This is a genomic window from Streptomyces sp. NBC_00704, assembly GCF_036226605.1.
Taxonomy (GTDB): Bacteria; Actinomycetota; Actinomycetes; order Streptomycetales; family Streptomycetaceae; genus Streptomyces.
The window spans coordinates 1,086,989-1,108,463 of sequence record NZ_CP109000.1; the positions used below are offsets into that span (position 1 = coordinate 1,086,989).

Consider the following 21,475-nt stretch of genomic DNA (forward strand, 5'->3'; position numbering starts at 1 on the left):
GCGCACATCTCCTTCACGGAGGGGGAAGTGAACGTCGGCCGCGGTGATGCGACGTCAGCGTTCCTCGATCCTGTGCCCGTCCCCGCAAGCGCGCGAGTCGGATGAACTACGCGGGTGACCGGCCGGGTGAACGTCAGACGAGATGAGCGAAGACGACCAGGTTGTCCGTGTAGTCCTTGACCTGCCGGTCGTAGTCGCCCGCGCAGGTGATCAGGCGGGCCTGGGCCTGCGCGGTGTCGGCGTACACCCGTTCGCTGGGGAAGTCGTCCTTGGCGAAGGTCTCCACGCTGTCGACCCGGAAGGTCGCCCGGGTGCCGTCGGCCCGCAGGACGTGGAACAGATCGCCCTTGGCCAGTTCGCCGAGGCGCACGAAGACGGCCGGGGACGTCTTGGTGTCGACGTGTCCGGCGATGATCGCGGTGCCCGTCTCCCCGGGGGAGGCGCCCTTGGCGTGCCAGCCGACGAGGTTGACGTCGCTCGCCGGGGGCGGGTTCAGCCGTCCGCTGGGGCCGATGGAGAGGTCGGTGAAGGGGGCGTCGACGGCGATCTTGGGGATGAGCAGGCGTACGGGGCGGGAGCGCGGCAGGTGCTTTCCGACCGCTCGGCCGTCGGACGCCGGCGGGGCCTGCGCCTCCGGCGCGTCCCCCGCGGGGCCGTCCGGTGCGGGGTCCGCGGGGGCCGAGGCGGCGGGCGGGGCGTGCGGCGGGCTGGCCGTGCCGGAGGGGGCGTCGTTGCCGCCGGCCAGGCCGAGCGCCACGACCACGGCGATCGAGGCGCAGATCATCATCAGGCTGGTGCGGGAGCCTCCTTCTTCGGCGGATCCCGGCTCACCGCCGGAGGGGCCGGAGGGGGAAGGGGAGGAGGACGGGGGGACTGCCATCGGGGATTACCTCACTCGGGCGCGGCGGCGGGTGCGGGGCGGGGCCGCGAGAGGCGGGCCGGGCCGCCGCGCGGGGCGCGCGCGGCGGCCGCGGCTTCGCGGTCGCGGCCGGCAGGGGTCGCGCCCGCGGCGGCCCTCACCGTCTTGTGGCGGCGCAGGGCGGGCGGGCCGGCGCCGGTCGGGGCGGGGGTGCCGGGTCCGCCGGCGGCGAGGGAGTGGCCGGCGAGGGCGCCGCCGCCCGTGTGCGTGCGGCCGCGGGACTCGTCGTGCTCGCCCCTTTGTCCGTCGCCGTCGTGCCGGTCGTGCTCGCCGGACCGGGGGCCGCCGCCCGTGCCGGTGGAGGAGCCGTCCTCCGGGCCGTGGGACGAGCCGTCGTGGTCCCGGCCGCCGTCGGCCGCCTGGGCGCCGGGAGCGCCCGCCGCGAGGGCGGCAGCGGTGGCAGCGGTGGCCGGAGTGGTGCGAGCAGAGCGCATCCGATGGTCCTTCCGTCACGGCCGGGCAGCCGACACCGCGTCAGCTCGACGGGCCCGTCCGGGACGTGATCCACCGTCAGACAGGGTGCTCCGCGGCACCACTCGGGGCGTTCACACGGGTGAGGCGCGCGGCCTCGCAGGAGCTTCAGGAGAGCGAGAGCCCGGCGGTCAGGACCTGGCGCAGCGTCGATTCGGCCTCCCGGTCGGGGCCCTGCGCACGCCAGGCCACGAATCCGTCGGGCCGGACCAGCACGGCGCCGCCGCGGGCCGTGCCGTGCCGCTCCGCCCAGTCGGCGCCGTCCTCCGCGACCAGGTCGGCGCCGGCCTCCGTCCCCACCCGGTACGAGCGGAGCGGAAGGGCGAGTTCCGCGGCCAGCCGTCCCGCGGCCTCGTGCCAGCCGCCCGGCTCCCCGGCGTCGCTGAGCAGGACCAGGGTCCGCTCGTAGAGGTCGAGGGTGGAGATCCGCTCGCCGCCGCGGCGCACCCACAGGTGGGGCGCCCGGCTGCCGGGGCCGCCGTTCAGGTCGAGGCCCTCGGGGACGACCGGGACCTCGGGGTCCGCGCCGACGACGGCGCCCTTCGGGTAGCGGTAGCCGAGGGCCACGTTGAGGATGCCGCGCTGCGGGCCGCCGCCGCCGGAGCCGGCCGGCGCGGCGAACCCGGGGTGGCTGTGCTCGGCGGACCTGACGGCGGCACGGGCGCTGGTGGCCTCCGCGACGGGCCGGCGCTCGGCGTCGTAGGTGTCCAGCAGCCCCTCCCCCGCCCAGCCGTCGAGCACCGCGGCCAGCTTCCAGGCGAGGTTGTGGGCGTCCTGGATGCCGGTGTTGGACCCGAAGGCCCCGGTCGGGGACATCTCGTGGGCCGAGTCTCCGGCCAGGAACACCCTGCCGGACCGGTAGCTGCGGGCGACCCGCTGCGCGGCGTGCCAGGGCGCCCGGCCGGTGATCTCCACGTCGAGGTCCGCCACACCGACCGCCCGCCGGATGTGCTCGACGCACCGCTCCTCGGTGAACTCCTCCAGGGTTTCCCCCTGTTCGGGGTGCCACGGGGCGTGGAAGACCCAGTTCTCGCGGTTGTCCACGGGCAGGAGCGCGCCGTCGGCGTCCGGGCTGGTCAGGTAGCAGACGATGAAGCGGCGGTCGCCCACGACGTCGGCGAGGCGGCGGGACCGGAACGTCAGGCTGACGTTGTGGAACAGGTCGCCCGGCCCGCTCTGGCCGATGCCGAGCTGCTCGCGGACGGGGCTGCGCGGGCCGTCGGCGGCGACGAGGTAGTCCGCGCGGACGGTGATGTGCTCACCGGTCTCGCGGCTCTTCGCCACGGCGGTGACGCCGTGCGCGTCGGTCTCGAACGACATCAGCTCCGTGGAGAACCGCAGGTCGCCGCCGAGCCGCCGCGCGTGGTCGAGCAGGACCGGCTCCAGGTCGTTCTGGCTGCACAGGCACCAGGAGCTGGGGCTGAAGCGGGCCAGTCCGCCGCCCGGGTCGATGTCGCGGAACAGCCATTCGCCCGCGTCGCCGACCAGGGTGGGCGTCTGAAGGATGCCGTGGTTGTCGGCGAGGGTGGCCGCCGCGTCCTGGATGTCCCGCTCGACGCCGGCCACCCGGAACAGCTCCATCGTGCGGACGTTGTTCCCGCGGCCGCGGGGATGGATGGAGGTGCCGGCGTGCCGTTCCACCAGCAGGTGCGGCACGCCGAGCCTGCCCAGGAACAACGAGGTCGCCAGGCCGACCAGGGACCCGCCGACGATGAGGACCGGGACCCTGAGGACGGGCGGGCCGGTCGGTTCTTCTCGTTCCTTCATCACGTTCGCCTCCAGCGCGTCGATTCCGCCGACCCGGCCGGATACGGCGGAGATCCTCATGCATGCCCCGTGGAGCTGACGGCGCCTCAGGCTTCACCCGCCTGCGTCGTGCCGGGCGGCGGGTCCGCCGCCGGCCGCGCCGGGCGGACGGAACCGCGAGAAACGCTGAGCACGAGGCCCGGCTCGGCTAGCCTCGATCTCCCGCCCTGTGCGAACTGAGTTACGACGAACATCACTTCGGGAGTTCCGTGTCCGACCAGCTGCCGTCCCCACTGAACTCCACGGCGGAAGAGGCCGCCGCGCTCCGCCGGACCGGGGCCACACCCCTGCGGACCGGCGACCCGGACCGGGTCGGGCCCTTCGTGCCGGTGGCGCTCCTCGGCAGCGGCGGGATGGGCCGCGTCTACCTGGCCCGGGCCGCCGACGACACGCCCGGCCTCTTCGCGGTGAAGGTGATCCGTCCGGAGTACGCCGAGGACGTCCGCTTCCAGCGCCGCTTCGAACGCGAGGCGGCGGTGCACGGCCGGCTCGGTCCGCCGCACGCCCCCGGTTTACGCGGGACCGGCTGGGACGACCGGCTGCTGTGGATGGCCACCGAGTACGTCCCCGGTCTCGATCTCGCCGACGCGGTGCGCGGCGGCGGGGCGCTGCCGACGGCCGCCGTGTGGCGGCTGACCGCCGAGCTGGCGCGGGCGCTGACCGCGCTCGCCGCGGTGGAGGTGGTCCACCGGGACCTGAAGCCGTCCAACGTGCTGGTGTCGGCTCGGGGCGCGTACGTCATCGACTTCGGCATCTCCAAGGCGCTGGACGCCAGCGCGATCACCGGGACCGGCAACCGGGTGGGCACCGCGGCCTACATGTCCCCGGAGTACCTGAGGACGGGTCACTGCGACACCGCCTCCGACGTGTTCTCGCTGGCCGGCACCCTGCTCTACGCGGCGACCGGACGGGCCCCGTTCGGCGACGGCACCGGGGTGGACGTGATGCACCGGGTGGCCTTCGAGGAACCGAACACGGAGGTGACGGCCGCGGTGGCGGCGGCCGACCCGGAGCTGGGCGCGCTGCTGACCGCCTGTCTGGCCAAGGAACCGGGACTGCGCCCCGCCCCGCGGGACCTGATCGACGCGGTCGGGGCCCGCGCCGCCGCGACCGGCTGGCCGGAGCCGCTGCGCGGCGCGGTGCTGGCCCGGCAGCACGCCTACGAGACCCTGTACCGCCTTCCCGTCGAACGCGCCGCCGGCCTGCGCCCCGCCGAGCACCGGGCGGGACGGGCGGCCGGGCCCGCGGAGCCGCCGTCCGGGCGCGGTCCCCGGCCGGGGGCCCCGGCGCCGTCCGGCCACGCCTCCCCGGAAGGGGCCCCGGCGCCGGCGGGCAAGGAGCCGGCGGGCACGGAGCCGGCCGACGTGGCGGCGTCGCCCGCGCCCGCGGCCGGGCCACGGGCGCGGCGCAGGCGGGTCGCGGCCCTCGCCTCGGTCGCCGTCCTGTGCGCGGTCGCCGCCGGCGCCTTCTCCCTCATGCACGACGACGACCCGGCGACCGCCTCGCCACGGGCCTCCGAGTCGCCGTACGGCAGCGAGGCGGGCGGTGTTCCCACGACCGGGGTCCGCGGCGGCACGCCTTCGGCCGGCGCCAGGGAACGGGCCTCCGTCGCGGGCTCGTCGAACGGGCGGGCCGACGTCGTCACGGCCGAGGAGGACGCCGCGCCGTCCCGCCCGGCGTCCTCGCCCCCGGCCGCCGGTCCGGGGAGCGTGCCCTCCGCCCCGGCCGGCGACGTCTCCGCTTCCGCCTCCCCGAGCCCCTCCCCCGACGCCACGCCGGTCGAGCCGGGCACGCCGCCCTGGATCGCCCACTGCGCGTACTACGCGGGCAGTGGCCGCACCAGCCTCGGCGACACCGGCAAGCGGGTGCGGCAGGCGCAGTGCATGCTCACCGAACGCGGCTACGGCGTGGGCGCCTCGGGCGTCAACGGCTCCTTCGGCGAGGACACCGAGGCGGCCGTCCGCGGCTTCCAGGGCGACCGGGGGCTGAAGGCCAACGGCGTCGTCACGAAGGCCACCTGGGCGGCGCTGCGCGCGCAGGACTGACGGGCGGGGCGGCTCGACGGGCGGGGCGGCTCAACAGGTCAGGTAGAAGCGGACCGTCGTGCCGTCGTCGCCGGTGTGCTGCCGCACCAGGTCCGCCACGTAGTGCACCAGCATCAGGCCGCGCCCGCCGATCTGGCCCCGGGCGGGCGGCCTGCGGCCGGCCAGCGGGTCCGTCAGCCGGCCGGTGTCGCGGACCTCGCACACGAGCCGGTCCGCCTCGGCCCAGACCGCGAGCGTCCCGTGTCCGCCGCCGTGCACCACGCTGTTCGTGGTCAGCTCCGCCACCGCCAGTTCGGCGTCCTGGAGCCGCTGCCCGCCGAGGCCGAGCCGGCCGGCCTGCTCGACCGTGAACGCGCGGGCCGTGTACAGGTTCGCGGCGTCGAAGGAGAGCACCGCCGCGTCCGCCGCGGGCTCCAGCGCCTCGTTGTAGCGGTCGACGACGGAGCGCCAGTCGTAGACGTCGCTGGTCCGGCGTCCGTCACGGGACACGATCACCGGGTGGGTGACCGCCGCGTCGGCGAGGGCCCTCTCGTCCAGGTGCTCCTCGTCGTAGGGGCACAGGATGGTGACCGCGCGGCCCTCGAAGGCCGCGTTGATCAGCGCCTCGTGCTGTGCGCACGCCGGGTACTCCAGCGCGCTGCGGCCGGCCCAGACCGGCTCGCCGATGATCCGCGCGCGCGTGTCCGGATGGGCGTCGGCGAACGAGCGGAGCACTCCGGGGATGATCCGGCCCGGGTTGCGGCCGGCCCGCGTCATGTCGAGCAGCAGGACGTCCTCGGCGTCGTCGCCCAGCGCCGTCCTGATCAGTTCCAGGCGGGGGCCGGGCACCGCCACCGCCACCGGCTCGCCGAGGCCCAGGCCCTCCCGGACGAACGACACCGTCCCGTCCAGGTACTCCCGCTCGCCGCGGTAGAACAGCGCGGGATGGTCGAACGCCTCGTCGGTCACGACCGTGCTCATCGCGGCGCCACCTCGATCCGGTGCAGGCCCGGCCAGAACAGGCCCAGCACGCGCGGCACCTGCGGCGGCGGATGCTCGACGACCATGCGGCCGCCGGGCAGGCGCAGCGCGGTGACGGCGAGCGCCGCGACTCCGGCCACGTCGACGAACCCCACTTCCGACAGCTCGACGTAGGACACGCCGGCGTGGCGCCGGGCGAGGCCCGCCAGTGCGGCTTCCCACGGCGAGCGGGTGATCTCGCTGATCTCACCCCTGGCACGAATGCCGGGCCGGCCGGCCAGCGGGCCGACCTCCAGCGCGGCCCCGCCGCGCACCGGCTCGCACCCGCCGGCTCTCTGCGAGGGGTCCACCACCCGTGTCCTCCTTGATGTCCTCGGGTCGTCCCGCCGCGCCGGGGTCCCGCCCCCGGACGACCGCCGCCCGCCCTGTCAGCCTAACGCGGGCCCCGGCGCCGCCGCCGCCGTGTCCGGGGGTTGCGTTCGACCGCGGTCGACCCGGTCCGCTTCCTTCGGGGTCCGCCGGGCCTCCGCCGGGCCCCGGCCGGGCCTCGTCCGGCGTCCGCCGACGCGCCGGTGGACTCCCCGCGCGCGAAGTAGCGTGACCCGCACGGTGACACGGTCGAACCGGGGGTGACGCGATGTGTTGGAGTGCGACGGCCGATCTGGTGGCGGGCGCGGGAGTGGCCGCCGTCGGGGTGGCCTGTGTGACGCGGGTGCGCGACGGCAGGGACCTGCCCCTCGCCGCGCTGCCCCTGCTGCTCGGCGCGCACCAGCTCGTGGAGGCGGCGGTGTGGCACGCGGGCGGCGGCGACGGGGCCGCCACGGTCGCCTGGGCGGTCGTCGCGCTGCCGCTGCTGGCCGTGTGGGTGCCCGCGGGCGTGTGGGCGGCCGCCCCGGCCGGGGTGCGGCGTCGCGGGCCGGCGTGCGCGCTCGCCGTCGGCCTGGCCACGGCCGCCGTGCTCGCGTACGGGATCGCCACCGGGCCGGTGACGGCCGAGATCCGCGGCCACACCGTCGGCTACCGCCTCGACGTGCCGCATCCGCCGCTGCTGGTGGCGGGCTATCTGCTGGCCACCGTCGGCTCGCTGCTGCTCTCCGGCGACCGGCGGCTGCTGGTGCTGGGGGTGGTGGCCGGCGCGGGCGCGGCGCTGTGCTTCGCGCTGTGGCGCCTCGAGTTCGTCTCGACCTGGTGCGCCTTCGCGGCGGTGTGGTCGGTGCTGCTGTTCGACTGGGTCCGCCGCCGGCCGGCCGCGCGCGGGCTCACCCCGCGCACTCCGTGACATCGTCCTCGCACTCGTCGGGGGCCAAGGCGTTAAGGCGCCACAGGACGATGCCGTCGAGCGGGGCGGGCGCGATCCGGACCGTGAACGCGACGCCCGCGGGGACGTCGAACCGGTCGCCCTCGCGGTCGCCGCACCGCACCTCGCCCGCGTCGCGCCGCGTGCCCCGCTCCAGGGTCACGGTCAGGATGTGCGGCACGGGCGCCTGGCAGGCGAGGGTGAGGGACCGGGGTCCGTCGGCCGTGCCCGCGAACGTCCGGTCGAAGCCCCGGATCGTGTCGGCCATGCCGGAGTCGAGCAGGGGCGCGCCCTCGGGCTCGACGGCGTCGAGCGCGCGGCCGGCCCGCCGCATCGCCAGCTCCTGGTCGTCCTTCCCCTCCCAGCCGGGCGACGACGCGGGCGGGGCCGCGTCGCCGGCTGCGGACCGCGCGCACCCGCCCGTCACCGCCGCCGCCAGAGCGAGGACGGCCGCGGGGACGACGGCGGGGACGGGTCTGCGCGCGGTGCGGGTGGTCGGGGCGGTGCCGGATCCGGTCATCGCCCCATGGTGGCAGAGGTGACGGTGCCTCAGGGGTGGGACGTCAGACGGAAGGTCTGGGCGGCCGAGCCGTCGCAGGTGCGCTGCACCAGGGCGACGCAGTCGGCCGAACCGCCCGTGGTGCTCGGACACTTGCCGCTGTGCCGTGCGGTGAAGCGGTATCCGCCGCCCGGCTCCGGCACGGGCCGCCACTGCTGGTTGCCGCCACCGCCGTAGGACCACCGTTGCAGGGGCGCGCCGTCGGCGCCCGAGACGCCGGTGACGTCGACCACCTGCCGCGGGTCGCCGCGGATCTCGATCCGGGCGTAGCCGCTGTCGGTGGGGCGGAACCGGAACTGCTGGGCCGTGGTCCCGTTGCAGGTGTACTGCTGGGGCGCCGCCCGGGTCGCCGCGGGCGCGGTGGGGCCGGCGTGGGCCGGGGCGGTCGGCCCCGGCGTCACCGCCGGCAGGGCCGTCAGGCCGAGCAGTCGTGCCGCGAACCGCCTCACGGGTAGCTCACCAGGTTCGCCACGTCGGACGCCGGGCCGGAGGGTCCGCCGCGGTCGTTGACGACGTGCCGGATGGTGCCGGTTCCGCCGAGCGAGACGGTCACCATGTTCTGGAAGCGGACGTTCGGGTTGTCGGGCGCCTCGATGGCGTGCTCCGCGGTGACCGCCGGGTTCACGTTGAAGTAGCAGTAGCTGCCCAGCCCGTAGGCCTGGTGGCTGGTCACGGAGTTCGCGACCTTGTAGGCGGCGTAGCCCTGGGTGGCGCCGTTCATCCAGGCCGCCTGGTTCGGCGGGTCGTAGGGCATCTCGTTCTGGTAGAAGTACGTCCGGCCGCCGTTGCCGTTCCAGACGGTCTGGTGCTTCTGGTAGTGCTCCACGAACAGGCCGTACATGGTGACGTCGTCGCCGTTGACGACGAGTCCGGTGTCGGCGGTGTTGGTGTTCCAGCCGACCCCGCTGCCGTGGTCGGCGCGCCAGATCCACATGTGGTCGCCGATCACGTCGTCGCTGTTGACGACGAGGCTGGTGGCCGCCCTGCCCACCGCGGCGCCGCCCACCCGGAAGTACACGTCGTGCAGGGACGTGGGGTCGGCCGAGTGGTCGGCGGCGGCGGCGCCGGCCGGGCCGAGTTCGAGCAGGGTCTGCGAGCTGGTCGTGCCGGCGTCGAAGAGGACGCCCGCGATCTTCACGCCGTCGACGTCGGCGACGGTCATGGCGGTGACGCCGTTGTCCGGGACGAAGGTGGCGAGGCCCAGGCCGAGGACGACGGTGTCCGGGCGGGTCACCCGCAGGGTCTGGTTCAGGTGGTAGACGCCTGGGGTGACCAGCAGGTTCTTGCCGTCGGCGAGGGCGGCGTTCAGCTGGGCGGCGGTCGCTCCGGGCTTGACGACGAAGAACTGGTCGAGGCCGAGCGAGGCGCCGGCCGCGGTCCCGCCGGCCCAGCTGACGCCGGAGGAGGCGGTGCGCACGGACGGCACGAACACCTTGTAGGCGCCGGCCGCGTCGACGTACAGGAAGGGCTTCTCCCGGACCTTCGGGGTCTGGTTCACGGTGGTGTAGGGCGGGTTGGGGAAGCTGTTGCCGGGCACGCCCTGGCTGCCGACGAAGACCATGTTCCAGTTGGAGCCGGTCCACGAGCCGAGCTGGGAGTTGCGGGTGAGCCACTGCTGCTGGGTGCCGGAGCGCACCTGGCCGTCGATCCTGCTGTCGGCCATGAACCCGCCGCTGGACCAGCCGCCGTCGCTCAGCTCCAGGTTGCCGCGCACGTGCATGCGCCGGTATCCGGACGCCTGCGACACGGCCCACCGGTCGGTGCCTCCGGCGGGGTTCACCGACAGGTTCTCGGCGCCGCGCCAGAAGTTCTGGGTGGCGTTCTGCGGCGGGAACCAGTCGGCCTCCACGTGCACGGCGCCGTTGATCGTGACCGAGTCCGGCGACTGTCCGAGGCCCAGCACCTGGGTGTAGAAGCCGACGTTGACGTCGTTGCCGTACGTGCCCGGCTTGAACATCACCGCGTAGCGCTGGGAGCCGAACTGGTTGGTCTCCTGCTGCTGGAAGATCGAGTTCAGCCGGCTCTGGATGGCGGACGACGGCATGGACGGGTCGAAGACGACCACGTTGGGGCCGAGGTCGACGTCTCCCGGCGCGGTGCTCACGGGCGCGACCTGGAAGCGCTGCGCCGCGGTGCCGTTGCAGGCGTACTGCACGAGCTGGACGCTGTCGGCCGTCGAGGCGGAGGGCACGTCGAGGCACTTGCCGCTGTTGCGGTTGACGAAGTGGTACGCCCCGGCCCCCTCGTCCACGGCCTGCCACTGCTGGTTGGCGCCGCCGCCGTACGTCCACAGGTGCACGGCCGCGTTGTCGGCGGTGGAGACGTCGCTGACGTCCGCGACCTGCTGGGGGTCGTTGCGGTTGCCGATCCGCACGTAGCCGTCGCCGGTGGAGGTGAAGCTCCACTGCTGGGCGGTGGTGGCGTTGCAGGCGTACTGCTGCACCGCGGTGCCGTTCGCGGTCGCGGCGGACCGGGCGTCCAGGCACTTGCCGCTGCCGCTGTTGACCACCGTGGACCAGCCGGTGGGCAGGGCGGCGGCGGCTTCGGCCGCGGCACGGGCGGGCTGGACGCCGGTGAGGACGCCGACGGCCGTGGCGGCGGCGGCGCAGGCCGCGATCCAGGGGGCGGCGAGGGATGGTCGTGGGGACCGGAACATGTGTTCTCCCGTGGGGGTGGGGCGATGGGGCGGACGGTGCGGACGAGGACGGCGGGGCATGGACGCGGAGTCCGAATAGCCATGCTCATGACAGATGCGGCAACAGAGCGGGGACGGTCACGGGAGCGCGGGGGCTCAGGGCCCGAGCCGTCCTGAGCCGCGACGCGCCGCCGTGACGGTCTGCCGGAAGGAAGCGAACCCACCCTCGACGAGACTTAGTTCATTACGTGATTTAAGAAGTGAGCAATGAGTGTGTCAAGGGTCCGGTCCATACCGGCCCCGGGATCGGGCTCGCCGGGACGGACCGTCAGAGGCCGAGGCGGCCGTCGTCGAGGTCCGGGGCGGGCGGGGCCGCCCGGCCCGCGATCCGGCGGTAGGCCGCACGGGCGTGGACGACGCGCGCCAGCACCGTGCCGACCAGGGCGGCGGAGCACAGGCAGGTGAGCCAGAACGCGTCGCGGGGCCCGGTCCAGGTGAGCGTGCCGGCCGGCGGGACGGCGAAGCCGTTGAGGATGAGCCAGCACAGCACGGCGGTGCCCGGCGCCGCCGTGAACCGGGCGCACAGGCCCAGCAGCGCCGCCAGCAGGGACACCGCCGCCAGCGCCCATCCGGGGCGGTCCGAGCCGACCAGCGCGTTGTGCGCCGCCACCAGGAGCGACGCCCCGCCGAAGGCCGTGACCCACACGACGGGGTTGGCGACGGGCTGGGGCACGGGTCTGGCGCCGGTCCTCAGGGACACCCACTCGATCACCGCGACGCCTCCTTCCCGGTCCCCCGCGCGCACGGGCTGCCGGCCGCCACGGCGGCGTGGACCTCCCCCGCATTCTCCCACCGGCCGGCGACCGCCTTTCTGTCACCCCGTCAGCCCTCGTCGGCCACGTCGGCCCCGCCGCGCCGGCCGGCGTTCCCGCGGCCGGTCCGGGGCCGGGCTCAGGCGCCGGCCGCTCCTCCGTCCGGGCGGGCGCCCGCGGCTCCGGCGTCGAGGCCGGCGACCAGGCCGCGCAGCACCGGGCCGTACTCGGGGTGCGCCAGGGCGAACGCCATCTGGGCCACGAGGTAGTCGGCCGGGTTGCCGGTGTCGTACCAGCGACCCTCGATGACCTGTCCGTACACCGCGCGGGTGGCGGCGTAGGCGTTGATGGCGTCGGTCAGGTAGATCTCGCCGGTCCGGTGCTCGTACCAGCGGCGGGTCTGCTCCCGCAGTTCGTCGATGATGCCCGGGGTCACGACGTAGCCGCCGATGGCCGCGTACGCCGACGGGGCCGCGGCCGGCTCGGGCTTCTCGACCAGCCCGGTGATGCGCAACTGGCCGCCGCCCAGGTCCTCCTTGACGATCGGCACGCCGTAGCGCCGCGAGTCGGCGGGGTCCATCGGCAGCAGGGCGAGCACCGGGCAGCCGGTCTGCTCGTAGGCGCGCATCAGCTGCTGGGCCCGCGGGACCTCGGCCACGAAGACGTCGTCGGGCCACAGCACCAGCACCGGTTCGTCGCCGAAGACGCGGGCCGCGTTCAGCACCGGGGTGCCGTTGCCGTAGGGGCCGTACTGGTCGAGGTAGGTGATGTGGCCCCGGCGGGCCAGTTCGGCGACCTCCTCCACCGCGTCCGCGTAGTGCGCCTTGCCGCCCGCCCGCAACTGCTCGACGAGAGCGGGACTGGGCCGGAAGTGGTCCTGGATCAGGGACTTGCCGCCGGAGACGACGATGGTGATGTCCGTGATGCCGGAGTCCACCAGTTCGCGCACGGTGTGCTCGATGACCGGCTTGTCGCCGACCGGCAGCATCTCCTTGGGCGTCGCCTTGGTCAGCGGCAGCAGACGGGAGCCGAGGCCGGCGGCGGGGATGACGGCCCTGCGGATCGTCGGGGACATCGCGTCTCCCTCGGTCGTGCGGCGGCGCCGGGCCGGCCGGCCAGGCACAGGCGGACGCTACCAACGCCCGGCCGCCCCCGCCGACCGGGCCGACGGCGCGCGACGCCATGCCGCCCCGCGAACGGCCTCCGTGACGCACGGCACACGCATCCGACCCCGATCTAAATTGGTATCTCATATGCAAGTTATCTACGATGCAGCCAGGGCCGCCCGCCGCCGCGCACAGTTCGCGCTGTGCATCCTGATACCGAGAGGACCGCGATGCTCTCCGCGCCTTCCGTCCCGATCGTCCGAGCCACCCTCCCGGCCGTGGGAGCCAACCTCGGCGCGATCACCGAGCTGTTCTACCGCCGCCTGTTCGAGGAGCACCCGGCCCTGCTGCGCAACCTGTTCAACCGGGCGAACCAGGCCAGCGGCGCGCAGCGCGAGGCGCTCGCCGGCGCCGTCGCCGCCTTCGCCACCGTGCTGGTGGAACGGCCGGGCGAGCGTCCCGACGCCGTCCTCGGCCGCATCGCCCACAAGCACGCCTCGCTCGGCGTGACCTCCGACCAGTACACCGTCGTCGGACGCCATCTGATGGGCGCCGTCGCGGAGGTCCTCGGCGACGCCGTCACGCCCGAGGTCGCGGCCGCCTGGGACGAGGTGTACTGGCTGATGGCCAACGCCCTCATCGCCCTGGAGGCCCGCCTGTACGCCCGCGCGCAGGTCGACGACGGGCAGGTCTGGCGCGAGATGGAGATCGCCGAGCGCACCGAGGAGGCGGTGGACGCCGCCTCCTTCGTGCTGCGCCGCCCCGACGGACTGCCCACCGAGCCGTTCGCCCCCGGCCAGTACGTCAGCGTCCAGGTCGAACTGCCCGACGGGGCGCGGCAGATACGCCAGTACAGTCTCTCGGCCGCCCCCGGTCACAAGACCTGGCGCATCACCGTCAAGCGCGAGCGCCCGGCCGACGGCGGCCTCCCCGAGGGCGAGGTCTCGACGTGGCTGCACGCCCACGCCCGGCCCGGCCACGTCCTGCGCGTCTCCCTGCCGTTCGGCGACCTCGTCCTCCCGCAGGACGACAGCCCCCTTCTGCTGGCCTCCGCCGGGATCGGCGTCACGCCCCTGCTGTCCATGCTCGACCACCTCGGCGACGTCTCCCCGCACCGACAGGTCACCGTCGTCCACGCCGACCGCTCCCCCGCCCACCACGCGCACCGCGACGAGCAGGCCGAACTGGCCGAGCGGCTCCCGCACTCCACCGTTCACCTGTGGTACGAGGCCGGCGCGCGGCCCGCGGACGGGTCCCGCGTGCACGTGCGCGAGGGACGTGCCGACGTCGGCGCCCTGACGCTGCCCCCGGACACCACCGCCTACCTCTGCGGCCCCCTGCCCTTCATGCGGGCGGTCCGCGGCGGCCTCCTCGCCCGCGGGCTGAGCCCGGCCGCCGTCCACTACGAGGTGTTCGGCCCCGACCTCTGGCTGAGCAGGTGACCCGCACCGCGCGTCCGTCGCCGCCGGTCCGCCGGTCCGGCCTCCGCCCGGCGGCCGTCGCCGTCCACGCCCGCGACCGGGCGTCCCTCCGCGGCAGCGATCCCGTGCGCTGAGCGGACAGGGGCCCTCCGGTCCGCGAGAATGCCGTACCGCCCGGTCCCGGATCCTGTTGGAGGCGCCCGCCCATGTCCCGTCCCCTCGCTCCCGGCGGACCCGAGCCGGCCAACGCCGCGGCCTGGCAGGCCTACGCCGCGCACCATCTGCGGCGCGGCACCGTCCTGGACGACGCGGAGCGGATCGACTGGGGGTTCCCGGGCGCCGGGCCTGACGACTCCTTCCTCGGCGAGCTGAGGGGGCGACGCGTCCTGGACCTCGGGTGCGGCACGGCCCGGCACGCCGCCCGCCTGGTGCGCGCGCACGGCGCGGTGGTGGACGCCGTCGACTCGTCGGAGGGTCAGATCGAGCGGGCCCGGGCCCGTTACGGCTCCCTGCCCGGGCTGCGCCTGATCCACGCCGACGCCGTGGCGCACCTGCGGGCGGCGCCGCCGTACGACGTCATCTGCTCCGTGAACGCGGTGCCGTTCGTCGACCCGCGCCGGCTGTTCCCGGCCCTGGCGACCGCCCTCGTGCCCGGCGGCACGCTCTGTTTCTCCGCGCTGCACACCGACTCCCTCGGCGAGGGGCCGAGTCCGGAACTCGCCGCGCGGCCCGAGACACTGCGGTTCGCGGGCGGCGGGGAGACGACGGTCCACATGTGGGTGCCCGCCCCCGAGGTGTGGGAGGCGCTGCTCACCGATCACGGGCTGGTGGTCGAGGACGTGGTGCCGGTGCCCTCGCCCGATCCCGGCAACGCGGCCGCCTACCGCGTCTACCGGGCGCGGCGGCCGCGGCGCGTGCGGGCCCGCCCCCGCGCGGGCCGTCCGCCCGCCGCGCACGCGACGCTCGGCGTCGGCGCCATCGTGCACGGTGAGCGAGGGCTGCTCCTCGGCCGGCACCGGGGAGGCACCTGGGAGCTGCCCGGCGGCACGGTGGAGCCCGGGGAGTCGCTGCGCGAGACGGTCGTGCGCGAACTGCGCGAGGAGACCGGCCTGCGAGCGGCCCCCTCGGACGTGCGCCTGCTGGGCACGCTCCTCGACCAGGTCGACGGGGTCGTGCGGATGACGGTCGGCGCCGTCGTCACGGCCTGGCGGGGCGAGCCCGCGGACCAGCCCGGCGAGAGCGTCGGCGACTGGCGCTGGTACCCGCTGGACCGGCTGCCGCCGTCGCTGTTCGTGTGCAGCGCCCAGTCCCTCACCGCATGGCGTCCGGACCTGCCGATCGATCACGCCCCGGCCCGCTTCGCCGCCTTCGCCCCCGAGGCGGGCGACGATGACTGACCCCGCGGCCCACCCCTCCGCCGCGGTGCGGCCCCGCCTGCCGGCCGACCTCGACGCCTGCGTGGCGGTGCTGGCCCTCGTCCACGAGCACAGCGGCTACCCCGTCGACTGGCCCGCACGTCCCGCCGCCTGGCTGACTCCGCCCGCGCTGCTCGCGGCGTGGACGGCCGAACTGGACGGGCGGGTCGTCGGGCATGCCGCGCTGTGCGCGGCCGAGGAGGGGGACGCCGCGGCGGCGGCCTGGAGCAGCCGTCCGGGCCGGCCGGCGCCCGCGGTCGTCAGCCGGCTGTACGTCTCGCCGGCCGCCCGCGGCCACGGGATCGGCGCGGCCCTGCTGGAGCGGGCCGTCGGGGCGGCGCGGGCCCGCGGTCTGCATCCGGTCCTGGACGTGGTCGCCGCCGACCCGGCCGCCGCGTTCTACGAACGGCTGGGCTGGCAGGCCCTCGGCGGCGTCGTCCAGCAGTGGGGTCCGGGGCGCAGCGTGCTGCTGAACTGCTACGCGGCGCCGCCCGCGGACCGGCCTGCGGCCGCGAGCTGAGGCCCGCCGCCGTGGGGACGCGCGCTCCTTCGCATTCGGCTAGCACAACCTGCCGTGCGGCGCGGCCGAACGGCGCAGCACGCCACTCGCAATCGTGGGTTTCCTCACCCGTTCCGTGGTCTTCACACCGACTCCCCGCAGGTCGTTCCCGCAGGTCATGAGAGAGTTGCGCCCCGATCAACCCAGGGGGGTCCATGACGCGGCGTCACCGGCGGTCCGGGGTGCGCGGAAAGCGCCTGCTGCTGCTCGTCGCGCTGGGCGCCGCGACGCTCGCCGGGACGGCCCCGGCCGGCGCCGTCGCCCCCGGCGGCAGCGCGACCGCCGTGGCGGCCGGCGTGTCGTACCGGCATTTCGATCTGCGGGGAGCCGCCGGGACCGCGCACGCGCACGTGCTCGACGTCGATCTCGCCAACCCCCGTGTGCGCCTCGGGCTGTTGTACCCGGGCGCGGTGGCCGCCCGGGCGCCGCTGTCCGCGCTGGCCGACCGGCAGCAGGCCGTCGCCGGCGTCAACGGCGACTTCTTCGACATCTCCGCCGCGCAGCATCCGGGCGTCGAGTCGACCGGATCGAGCGTCGGCCCGGCCGTCGCGAACGGGCGGGCCCTCAAGGGCGCCGTCCCCGACGCGCAGCGGTTCGGGCCCCCGCTGCCGCCGGGCACGGACACCAGGGCCGTGATCGGCGTGGGGACGGACGGCAGGGCCCGGCTGGACAGCCTGACCCTGGACGGTTCGTACAGCGCCTCGGGCCGTCGGCTCCCGCTGGGCGGAGTCAACCAGTTCGCGCTGCCGGAGAACTCCGTCGGCGCGTACACCCCGGACTGGGGCGGCGTCTCACGCCGGCGGGCCACCTGCGGCACGGACACCTCGCGGGCCGGGGCGTGCAGCGCGCGCACCTACGAGGTGACGCTCAGGAGGGGCAGGGTCGTCTCCGCGTCGGTCACACCCGGCGGCGGCGCCGTCGCGGTCGGGACCACGGTCCTCCTCGGGCGGGAGGCGGGCGCGCAGCGCCTCAAGCGGCTCGCGCCGGGGCAGCGGGTGACGGTCCGTTACGGGCTGCGCTCCGCGTCGCGCTCGTCGTACGCCTTCGCCGTCGGCGGGTACCCGGTCCTGTCGGGCGGTCTGCCGCTGCCCGGTCTCGACACCTCGGCGTCGGCCGTGCGCACCGCCGTGGGCATCGCGGCCGGCGGGAGGCGGGTGTTCCTGCTGGCCCTGGACGGATCCGCCGCGTACCGCGGGGGCCTGACCGTCGCGGAGGTCGCCGCCGCGTTGCGGGACCTCGGCGCCGGGGAGGGCTTCAGCCTGGACGGCGGCGGGTCGTCGACGCTGGTGGCCCGTCGGCCGGGCGCGGCCCGCGTGACGGTGCGCAACCATCCGTCCGACGGATCGGAGCGGCCCGTGCCGAACGGCATCGGGGTCTTCGTCCGCTGACGCCGCCGCCCCGCGCGGACTCACGGCCGCAGGCTGCCGACGATGTCCGCCGTCGCGATGAGCCCGCTGTGGATGGTGGGCGCCATGCTGGTGCCGGCCAGGAGGAACCCGAGCAGCAGACAGACCAGCGCGTGGGAGACCTTCAGGCCGCCGTTGCGCGTGAAGATCATCGCCAGGACCGCCAGCAACAGCACCGCGGAAATCGAAATGGCCACCGTCAACCTCCTCCGCCACGTCCGCTTTCGCGGCGTTCGGCCGTAAGTGTGGCGTAAAGGAGGGTTCCTCCGTGCGGTGCGGCCGTCCGCCGAACGAGTGGTGTCAGACGGACGTCACGACATCCGGCGGTTGCGAGGACGGCGGGGCGGGTGCGGGCCGCGGGGCAGGTGCGGGCCCGCGGGGCAGGTGCGGGCCGCGCACCGCCCGGCTGACCGGCCCCTGGCCGCCCTGGCCGCGATGGCCGCCTGGCCGCCCCGGCCGCCGGAGACGTCGGAAGCGCCCCGGCCGAGGTCGCCGACGCGGGCCGGTGCCGCCGGACCGGGCGCGTGGCGGTGCGACGGCCGGGGGGCTGTGGTGGGGAGCGACGGAGGCTGTACCGCTCCCCCGCGGATGGACGCGGCCGCGGGACATACGCGGGGAGCGGGCGGCGGCCGGATGCCCCTGCGGACCCGCTCGCGGGAGCAGTCGGCCGGACCGCGAACGGCCCACGCCCCGCCCGGAGTCGGCCGTGCGCGCCGCCGCGTCACGGTGACCAGGCGGCGCGCACGGGTGCGCGAAGAAGCCCGCCCGGTCGGGGCGGGCTTCGCCGGGTGACCGTCAGGGGGCCGACAGGTCGACGAGTTCGGCCAGCGCCGCGCGATGGGCGCCCGCCGTGCCGTAGGCGATCGAGTCGGCCTTGGCCCGCTTCAGGTACAGGTGGACGGGGTGTTCCCAGGTCATGCCGATGCCGGCGTGCAGCTGGAGCGCCTCCTCGGCGGCCCGGACGGCCACGGGCGCGGCGTAGGCCTGGGCGACCGCGACCGCGACGGACGTCTCGTCGGAGGGCTCCCCGGCGGCGAGCGCGTCGGCCGCGGCCCGGGCGGCGGCGCGGAGGTTGACGACCTCCAGCCAGAGCTGGGCCAGCCGGTGCTTGAGCGCCTGGAAGCCGCCGACGGGCCGGTTGAACTGCTTGCGCTCCTTCAGGTAGCGCACTGTCTCGGTCAACGCCCAGTCGGCGACGCCGAGTTGCTCGGAGGCGAGCAGGCCCGCGCCGGCCCGCAGCGCACGGCGTACGGCGGGTCCGGCCTCGCCGAGACGGCGGCCGGGCGCGTCGGCCAGGGTGACCGTGGCGAGGGGGCGGGTGAGGTCGAAGGAGGTCTGCGGGGTGACGGTCGCGTCCTGCGCGCGCACGGCGTACAGGGCGCCGTCGTCGCCGGGCACGAGCAGGACGTCGGCGACGGCCGCGTCCGCGATCCCGGTCAGCTCCCCGCTCAGGACGCCGTTCCCGACGTGCGCGACCGGGTGGGCGGCGCCTGGTGCGAGGTGCAGGCCGACGGCCAGCGCGCCGATCGTCCGCCCGGACGCCAGCCGCCCGAGCAGTTCGCCGTCCCCGCAGGCCAGCAGCGCCTCGGTGGCGACGACGGCGCTGGTGAGATACGGCACCGGGGCGACCGCCCGGCCCAGTTCCTCCAGGACGACGGCGGCCTCGCGGTGGGTGGCGCCCTGGCCGCCGTGCGCCTCGGGCACCAGCAGGCCGGCGAGGCCCATGCCGTCGGCGAGCGCCTTCCAGGCCGCCAGGTCGTGCGGGGCGTCGGACTCCGTGCGGGCGATGACGCCGGGCGCGTCGCAGTGGTCGGCGAGCAGGTCCCGGACGGCGGCGCGCAGCGCCTCTTCCTCCTCCGAGTACAGCAGGTCGGGCTGTGTGTTCACCGGGCCAGGTCCTTCCATGCGACGTCCTTGTCGGTGCGCGGTTCGGAGGGCAGGCCCAGGACGCGCTCGGCGACGATGTTCAGCAGGACCTCGCTGGTCCCGCCCTCGATGCTGTTGCCCTTGGAGCGCAGGTAGCGGTACCCGGCGTCCCGGCCGGTGAAGTCCACCAGCTCCGGGCGGCGCATCGTCCAGTCGTCGTACAACAGGCCCTCCTCGCCGCGCAGTTCCACCTCCAGGCCGCTGATCTCCTGGTTGAGGCGGGCGAAGGCGAGCTTCATGCCGGCGCCCTCGGGGCCGGGCTGGCCCTGGGCGAGCTGCTGGCGCAGGCGTTCGCCGGTGAGCCGGGCGACCTCGGCCTCGACCCACAGCTTCAGCAGGCGCTGGTGCAGGTCGTGGGTGCGCAGTTCGGGTCGCTCGCGCCAGGTCTTCGCGACCGGGCCGATCATGCCGCCCTCGCGGGGCAGCCGCATGCCGCCGATGGCGACGCGCTCGTTGTTCAGCGTGGTCTGCGCGACCCGCCAGCCGTCGCCGACCTCGCCGAGGCGGCGTGCGTCGGGGATGCGGACGCCGGTGAGGAAGACCTCGTTGAACTCGGCCTCGCCGGTGATCTGGCGCAGCGGCCGGACCTCCACGCCGGGGTCGGTCATGTCGCACAGGAAGTAGGTGATGCCCGCGTGCTTGGGCACGTCCGGGTCGGTGCGGGCGATGAGGATGGCCCAGCGGGCGACATGGGCGCTGGACGTCCACACCTTCTGGCCGTTGACGATCCAGTCGCCGTCGTCCTGCCGGACGGCGCGGGTGCCGAGGGCGGCCAGGTCGGAGCCGGCGCCGGGTTCGCTGAAGAGCTGGCACCAGACCTCCTCGCCCGTCCACAGGGGCCGCAGGAAGCGCTGCTTCTGCTCCTCGGTGCCGTACTTGAGGATCGTCGGGGCGGCCATGCCGAGGCCGATGCCGATGCGCCGGGGGTCGTTGTCCGGGGCGCCGGCGGCCTCCAGCGCGGCGTCCACGACGGCCTGGAGGGAGCGGGGCGCGCCGAGGCCGCCGAGGCCCTGCGGGTAGTGCACCCAGGCCAGGCCGGCGTCGAAGCGGGCCTTGAGGAAGTCCTGCCGCGCGGTCGTCGCGGGCGGGTGGTCGGCCAGCAACCGGGCGGTGCGGCGCGTGAGTTCGGCTGCGTCGGTCATGCGGCGGCTCCGTTCTGCGGTACGACGGCGATGCGGCCCGTGGTGACGCCGTCGGCGACCCGCTGCACGGCGGCCGCGGCTCCGTCGAGGGCCACGCGCTCGCTGACCAGCGGCCGGATCGCGCCCCGGGCGGCCAGTTCGGTGAGCTGCTCGTGGCAGTGCTGCACGAGCTTGGGGTTCCTGGTGTTGTAGAGGCCCCAGTGCAGGCCGAGGATCGAGTAGTTCTTCACGAGGGCGTGGTTGAGCGCGGGGCTCGGGATGGTCCCGCCGGCGAAGCCGACGACCACGATGCGGCCCTCGAAGGCGACCGTCTTCGCGGACTGGGTGTAGGCCTCACCGCCCACGGGGTCGAAGACCACGTCGGCGCCCCGGCCGCCGGTGGCCTCCTTCACGGCGGCGACGACGTCCTCGGCGCGCCGGTCGATCACCACGTCGCAGCCCAGCTCCCGGGCGACGGCGGCCTTCTCGGCGCCGCCCACGACGCCGACGACGGTCGCGCCCGCCGCCTTGCCGAGCTGGACGGCGGCGCTGCCGACGCCGCCCGCGGCGGCGTGCACGAGAAGCGTCTCGCCGGCCTCCAGGCGGGCCCTGCGGTGCAGGGCGAACCAGCCGGTCTGGTAGCCGATGTGCAGCGCGGCGGCCTCGGCGTCGTCCAGCGAGCCGGGGGCGGGAAGAAGGGCGGCGGCGTCCGCGACGGCGTACTCGGCGAAGCCGCCGTGCGGCAGGGCCGGGTTGGCGATGACCCGGCGGCCGTCCTCGGTCTCGCCGCAGATCTCCACCCCCGGGGTGAACGGCAGCGGGGGCCGCACCTGGTACTGGCCCCGGACCATCAGCGCGTCCGGGAAGTTGACGTTGGCGGCGCGCACCCGGAGCAGGACCTGGCCGTCGCCGGGCGTGGGCCGATCCACCTCCGCGAGCCGCATCACCTCGCTCGGCTCGCCGTTCTCGTGCACCTGCCATGCCTGCATGCGGAGCCTCCACGGGACTGCGTCGTCG

The 21,475-nt window shown here is 75.6% G+C and carries 20 protein-coding genes; 6 read left to right on the forward strand and 14 right to left on the reverse strand.

Going from position 1 to position 21,475, the window contains the following annotated elements:
• Positions 1-133: 133 nt before the first annotated feature.
• From OG802_RS04725 to OG802_RS04735, 3 genes are all read right to left on the reverse strand, one after another.
• Positions 134-880, reverse strand: coding sequence for a class F sortase (locus OG802_RS04725; RefSeq protein WP_443055181.1), 747 nt, complete (start codon positions 878-880; stop codon positions 134-136).
• Between the two features lie 11 nt (positions 881-891).
• On the reverse strand, positions 892-1,353 hold the full coding sequence (locus OG802_RS04730; RefSeq protein WP_329407477.1) for a hypothetical protein: 462 nt from the start codon (positions 1,351-1,353) through the stop codon (positions 892-894).
• A gap of 145 nt (positions 1,354-1,498) precedes the next feature.
• Entirely contained in the window at positions 1,499-3,157 is a 1,659-nt protein-coding gene (locus OG802_RS04735) for an FAD-dependent oxidoreductase (RefSeq protein ID WP_329416936.1), read from the reverse strand.
• Between the two features lie 248 nt (positions 3,158-3,405).
• Here OG802_RS04735 and OG802_RS04740 point away from each other — a divergent pair, with 248 nt between their 5' ends.
• Positions 3,406-5,241 (forward strand): protein kinase domain-containing protein, encoded by a 1,836-nt coding sequence (locus OG802_RS04740; protein WP_329407478.1) that lies wholly within the window; start codon positions 3,406-3,408, stop codon positions 5,239-5,241.
• 30 nt (positions 5,242-5,271) lie between these two features.
• Here OG802_RS04740 and OG802_RS04745 read toward each other — a convergent pair whose 3' ends face one another.
• Both OG802_RS04745 and OG802_RS04750 read right to left on the reverse strand, forming a co-directional pair.
• Positions 5,272-6,201 (reverse strand): anti-sigma factor RsbA family regulatory protein, encoded by a 930-nt coding sequence (locus tag OG802_RS04745; protein WP_329407479.1) that lies wholly within the window; start codon positions 6,199-6,201, stop codon positions 5,272-5,274.
• The gene (locus OG802_RS04750) at positions 6,198-6,551 is read right to left on the reverse strand and encodes an STAS domain-containing protein (protein ID WP_329407480.1); all 354 of its coding nucleotides are present in this window, start codon (positions 6,549-6,551) and stop codon (positions 6,198-6,200) included. Before OG802_RS04750 ends, OG802_RS04745 begins: the two co-directional genes overlap by 4 nt.
• 287 nt (positions 6,552-6,838) lie before the next feature.
• Between OG802_RS04750 and OG802_RS04755 the strand changes: the two genes are divergently transcribed.
• Positions 6,839-7,480, forward strand: coding sequence for a DUF6629 family protein (locus OG802_RS04755; RefSeq protein ID WP_329407481.1), 642 nt, complete (start codon positions 6,839-6,841; stop codon positions 7,478-7,480).
• Here the strand turns inward: OG802_RS04755 and OG802_RS04760 are convergent.
• The 5 genes from OG802_RS04760 to OG802_RS04780 all read right to left on the reverse strand — a co-directional run bounded on the left by OG802_RS04760 (position 7,461) and on the right by OG802_RS04780 (position 12,579).
• A complete protein-coding gene (locus tag OG802_RS04760) occupies positions 7,461-8,018 on the reverse strand; it encodes a hypothetical protein (protein ID WP_329407483.1) in 558 nt (185 codons plus the stop codon). The two genes, OG802_RS04755 and OG802_RS04760, sit on opposite strands and share 20 nt — an antisense overlap.
• Positions 8,019-8,047: 29 nt before the next feature.
• Positions 8,048-8,506, reverse strand: coding sequence for an RICIN domain-containing protein (locus tag OG802_RS04765; RefSeq protein ID WP_443055182.1), 459 nt, complete (start codon positions 8,504-8,506; stop codon positions 8,048-8,050).
• Complete coding sequence (locus OG802_RS04770; RefSeq protein WP_329407485.1) at positions 8,503-10,713, reverse strand: RICIN domain-containing protein; 2,211 nt, start codon at positions 10,711-10,713, stop codon at positions 8,503-8,505. The genes OG802_RS04765 and OG802_RS04770 overlap by 4 nt, the downstream gene beginning before the upstream one ends.
• 307 nt (positions 10,714-11,020) lie before the next feature.
• Positions 11,021-11,464: a hypothetical protein gene (locus OG802_RS04775; RefSeq protein WP_329407487.1), complete on the reverse strand. Its 444-nt coding sequence runs from the start codon at positions 11,462-11,464 to the stop codon at positions 11,021-11,023.
• Positions 11,465-11,643: 179 nt separating this feature from the next.
• Positions 11,644-12,579 (reverse strand): UTP--glucose-1-phosphate uridylyltransferase, encoded by a 936-nt coding sequence (locus OG802_RS04780; RefSeq protein WP_329407489.1) that lies wholly within the window; start codon positions 12,577-12,579, stop codon positions 11,644-11,646.
• Between the two features lie 261 nt (positions 12,580-12,840).
• On the opposite strand from OG802_RS04780, the gene OG802_RS04785 reads away from it, so the two are divergent.
• The 4 genes from OG802_RS04785 (at position 12,841) to OG802_RS04800 (ending at position 17,393) form a co-directional block, all read left to right on the forward strand.
• Entirely contained in the window at positions 12,841-14,052 is a 1,212-nt protein-coding gene (locus tag OG802_RS04785; RefSeq protein WP_329407491.1) for a globin domain-containing protein, read from the forward strand.
• A gap of 185 nt (positions 14,053-14,237) precedes the next feature.
• Positions 14,238-15,428 (forward strand): bifunctional class I SAM-dependent methyltransferase/NUDIX hydrolase, encoded by a 1,191-nt coding sequence (locus OG802_RS04790; RefSeq protein WP_329407492.1) that lies wholly within the window; start codon positions 14,238-14,240, stop codon positions 15,426-15,428.
• Positions 15,421-15,966: a GNAT family N-acetyltransferase gene (locus OG802_RS04795; protein WP_329407494.1), complete on the forward strand. Its 546-nt coding sequence runs from the start codon at positions 15,421-15,423 to the stop codon at positions 15,964-15,966. The genes OG802_RS04790 and OG802_RS04795 overlap by 8 nt, the downstream gene beginning before the upstream one ends.
• Positions 15,967-16,160: 194 nt before the next feature.
• Positions 16,161-17,393 carry a phosphodiester glycosidase family protein gene (locus OG802_RS04800; protein ID WP_329407496.1) on the forward strand — a complete coding sequence of 411 codons (1,233 nt, stop codon included), beginning with the start codon at positions 16,161-16,163 and terminating at the stop codon, positions 17,391-17,393.
• Positions 17,394-17,413: 20 nt separating this feature from the next.
• Here the strand turns inward: OG802_RS04800 and OG802_RS04805 are convergent, their stop codons facing one another.
• From OG802_RS04805 to OG802_RS04820, 4 genes are all read right to left on the reverse strand, one after another.
• Positions 17,414-17,608, reverse strand: coding sequence for a hypothetical protein (locus OG802_RS04805; protein ID WP_329407498.1), 195 nt, complete (start codon positions 17,606-17,608; stop codon positions 17,414-17,416).
• Between the two features lie 598 nt (positions 17,609-18,206).
• Positions 18,207-19,316, reverse strand: coding sequence for an acyl-CoA dehydrogenase family protein (locus OG802_RS04810; RefSeq protein ID WP_329407500.1), 1,110 nt, complete (start codon positions 19,314-19,316; stop codon positions 18,207-18,209).
• Positions 19,295-20,479, reverse strand: coding sequence for an acyl-CoA dehydrogenase family protein (locus OG802_RS04815; RefSeq protein ID WP_329407502.1), 1,185 nt, complete (start codon positions 20,477-20,479; stop codon positions 19,295-19,297). The genes OG802_RS04810 and OG802_RS04815 overlap by 22 nt, the downstream gene beginning before the upstream one ends.
• Positions 20,476-21,447, reverse strand: coding sequence for an NADPH:quinone oxidoreductase family protein (locus OG802_RS04820; protein ID WP_329407504.1), 972 nt, complete (start codon positions 21,445-21,447; stop codon positions 20,476-20,478). The genes OG802_RS04815 and OG802_RS04820 overlap by 4 nt, the downstream gene beginning before the upstream one ends.
• Between the last annotated feature and the right edge of the window lie 28 nt (positions 21,448-21,475).